A 2,939-nucleotide genomic window follows, 5' to 3' on the forward strand; every position below is an offset into this window, starting at 1 on the left:
ACGGTGGGGCCGGCGAAGAAGGTCTGCAGCGACACCTCCTTGCCGAGGGTGCGCGAGATGCGCGACACCACCTGGGTGGCCGAGAGCGAGTGCCCGCCGTGTCGAGACTGAGGACGTCGGCGAAGATGGCGGCGATCATCTCCTCGACGGGGGTACGCGGCTCTGTGATGCGCTCCGCGCTACGTGTGGGCGCGGGGAGGGCGCGGCGGTCGATCTTGCCGCTGGCGTTGAGGGGGAGGCGCTCCAGAACCATCCAGGCCGTGGGAATCATGTAGTCGGGCAGGCGCTCGGTAATCCACCTTTTGAGCTCGGAGGCGAGACGGGTGGCGATGACGGGCGCCAGGGGGTCGTTCGCAAGGGGGCGTGCGAGACGCGAGGGGGCGGGCCATTCGATGGCTTTCCGAGCCGCGTCGCCGCGGGTGAAGACGGCGTCGAGGGCCCCGTCGGGGGAGGCTGCGGCGAGCGACAGGCTTAGGGTGAAGCCGTGCGCGAGGGCGAGCGCGTGGAGCGCTTCGGGGTCGAGGGTGCGCGTCGATTCGATGTCGAGCTGAGAGCGGAGTGCGGCGTGCAGGTCCGTCGCTGTCTTCAGCGCGGTGTCGGTCGACTGCGAGGCGTGTTCGCTGAGCGCCATCTGTGTGAAGCGATCGTCGCGGGTTCGCGCATTGTCGATTCGGGTGAAGGCGATGACGTCTTCGGAATCTTCTCGCAGCTTTGCGGCGATGTCGTCGAGGTTCATCGATGTGGCATCGTGCCAGGCCGGCGAAGCCGTATCGCGCGCATCGTCGTCATCCGTGAACAGCACGGCGTCGTAGCGATACTTTGTGAGCTCGTTGGGTGCGTGGCCGCGCTTGGGGGTCACCTCGACCCGCGTGACCTGGGGCCAGAGGTTCTTCCACTCGGTGAACAGGGCGGGCGAGAGCAGCAGCTCTTCCTCGTTGCGCACACCGCGCTCGGTGCGGGCGCGCAGCTCGGGTGTCGGAGTGAGTCTTCCGCTCTCGAGGGACTTGTGCAACGCGATGGAGGCCTGGAAGGCGGGCAGCAGCTCGAGGTGACGCAGGTCGCCGAGGAAGATGCGGCCTCCCGGGGCCAGCAGACGGAGCGCGCCCTGCACGACCCGCTCAAGGTACTCGACCCCGGGGAAGTACTGCACCATGGAGTTCAGGATGACGAGATCGAACCCGCCTGCGGGCAGGTGGGCTGTGTCGTCTGCGGTACGCTCCTCGATCTGCACATGGGCGAGATCGATACGGCTGGCGCGCAGCGAGCGGGCGGCGGTCACCGACTCGCTCGAGAAGTCGAGGCCGAGATATGTCGCGCAGTCGGGTGCCAGGCGTGCCAGCAGCAGCCCCGTCCCGCAGCCGATCTCGAGGACGCGTGGCTTGGGTGACGCCTGATCGTGTTCGGCTGCGGGACCACTGGGGGTGGGCATGATCTGACAGATGCGTGCGACCGTGGCGTCGACCCACTCGCGCATCTCGTGTGCCGGGATGGGCTGTCCTGTGTAGCTCGAGGTCCAGCCGGTGAGGTCGAAGGCGAGATCGTCGGCATTCCGCTGGCCGTACGACGACTCGTACAGGGTGCGCCACTGGCTGATGCGGTCGTGGCGCCAGCGGGCCAGGTCTTGCTGCACTGCAGCGCTCTCGCGGTCGGGCTCGAGCCATGCCACCAGCTGTTCGTTGCGTATGCCCACGGTGGCGGCTCGCACCGCTTCGTGTCGGCTCAAGGTGGCTTCGATCTCACCCGGCTCGATGCGGAACCCACGGAGCTTGATCTGGTGGTCGATGCGCCCGATGAACTGAAGATCGCCGTGGCTGTTCCAGCGGACGAGGTCGCCGGTGCGGTACATGCGCGCGCCCGGCATCTCGCTGAAGGGGTCAGCGACGAATCGGTCGGCGGTGAGGCCGGGGCGATCGAGGTAGCCGCGGGCTATCTGCGCGCCGCCGATGTAGAGCTCACCAGGCATGCCGAGGGGGACGAGATTGTGATGGGTGTCGAGCACGTAGAGGCTCGTGCCTGGAACGGGGCGTCCGATGGTCCTGGAGCTGGTATCCGATGAGGTCGAGGTGACTGGGGGTGAGCTTGATGATGCCGCACGGTTGCGCTTGCGTCAGATGCGCGCCGAGGGATTCGAGGGAAGGGTCGTTCGGGAGAATCTGGACGGACTCTCCTCTCAACAGGGGTAGGTAGAGGCTCGTCATGGTGAGGTCAAAGGAGGGAGACGTGTGCATCACAGCCCCCGCGCCACCAGATGGGTAGGTGCGCAAGGCCCAGCGCACATAGGTGGTAAGGCCCCCGTGCGACACGGCAACGCCCTTGGGTCGCCCGGTCGAGCCCGAGGTGTAGATCACGTAGGCCAGGCTCTGGTCTGTGAGAGGTGTCGCAAGGGGTGCTGTCGTGCTGTGCTGCGATGTTGCCTGCAGGAAGAGGTCGTCGAGTGCAAGGATGGGGAGCGCTTGACATTGGCTGCCCGCAACGGCCTGCTGCACGTGCTGCTGGTGTTCGTGCTGCGTGAGGACGACCTTCGCGCGGCAGTCGCTCAGCGCGTATGCGATGCGATCCGTCGGCCAGGCCGGATCGAGGGGCACGTACGCGCCGCCGCCCTTGAGTGTGGCGAGGATGGCGACGATGAGGTCAAAGCCGCGGTCCATGACGATGGCTACGCGGTCGTCGGGTCCGATCCCAAGGGCGACGACATGTCGTGCCAGCGAATCTGCGCGCGCGTTGAGCGCTCCGTAGCTGAGGGTGCGGTCTTCGAACAGGAGTGCGACTGCGTGGGGGTGTAGCGCGGCCTGTTCTTCGATCGCTTCCACAACGTGCGATAGGGTGGCCTCGTTGTTGGTCTGCCGGTTGTTCCCCAACTGGTGCAGGGCGGCGATGTCGGCATCGGTGGTAAGGCGCAGCCTGGCGATCGGGAGCGTTGCGTTCTCGACGATCTGCTC

The 2,939-nt window shown here is 66.7% G+C and carries 2 protein-coding genes and 1 pseudogene; all 3 read right to left on the reverse strand.

Annotated features, from left to right (window positions below):
• A partial coding sequence (locus EB084_22900; protein NDD31113.1) for a methyltransferase occupies nt 1-1,666 on the reverse strand: 1,666 nt, incomplete at its 3' end.
• 93 nt (nt 1,667-1,759) lie between these two features.
• Nucleotides 1,760-2,056 (reverse strand): annotated as a pseudogene (locus tag EB084_22905) (hypothetical protein).
• The coding region (locus EB084_22910) for a hypothetical protein (GenBank protein ID NDD31114.1) at nt 1,953-2,939 on the reverse strand (987 nt) is incomplete at its 5' end. The pseudogene EB084_22905 and the gene EB084_22910, both read right to left, overlap by 104 nt.

The sequence above is a fragment of the Pseudomonadota bacterium genome, assembly GCA_010028905.1.
GTDB lineage: Bacteria > Vulcanimicrobiota > Xenobia > RGZZ01 > RGZZ01 > RGZZ01.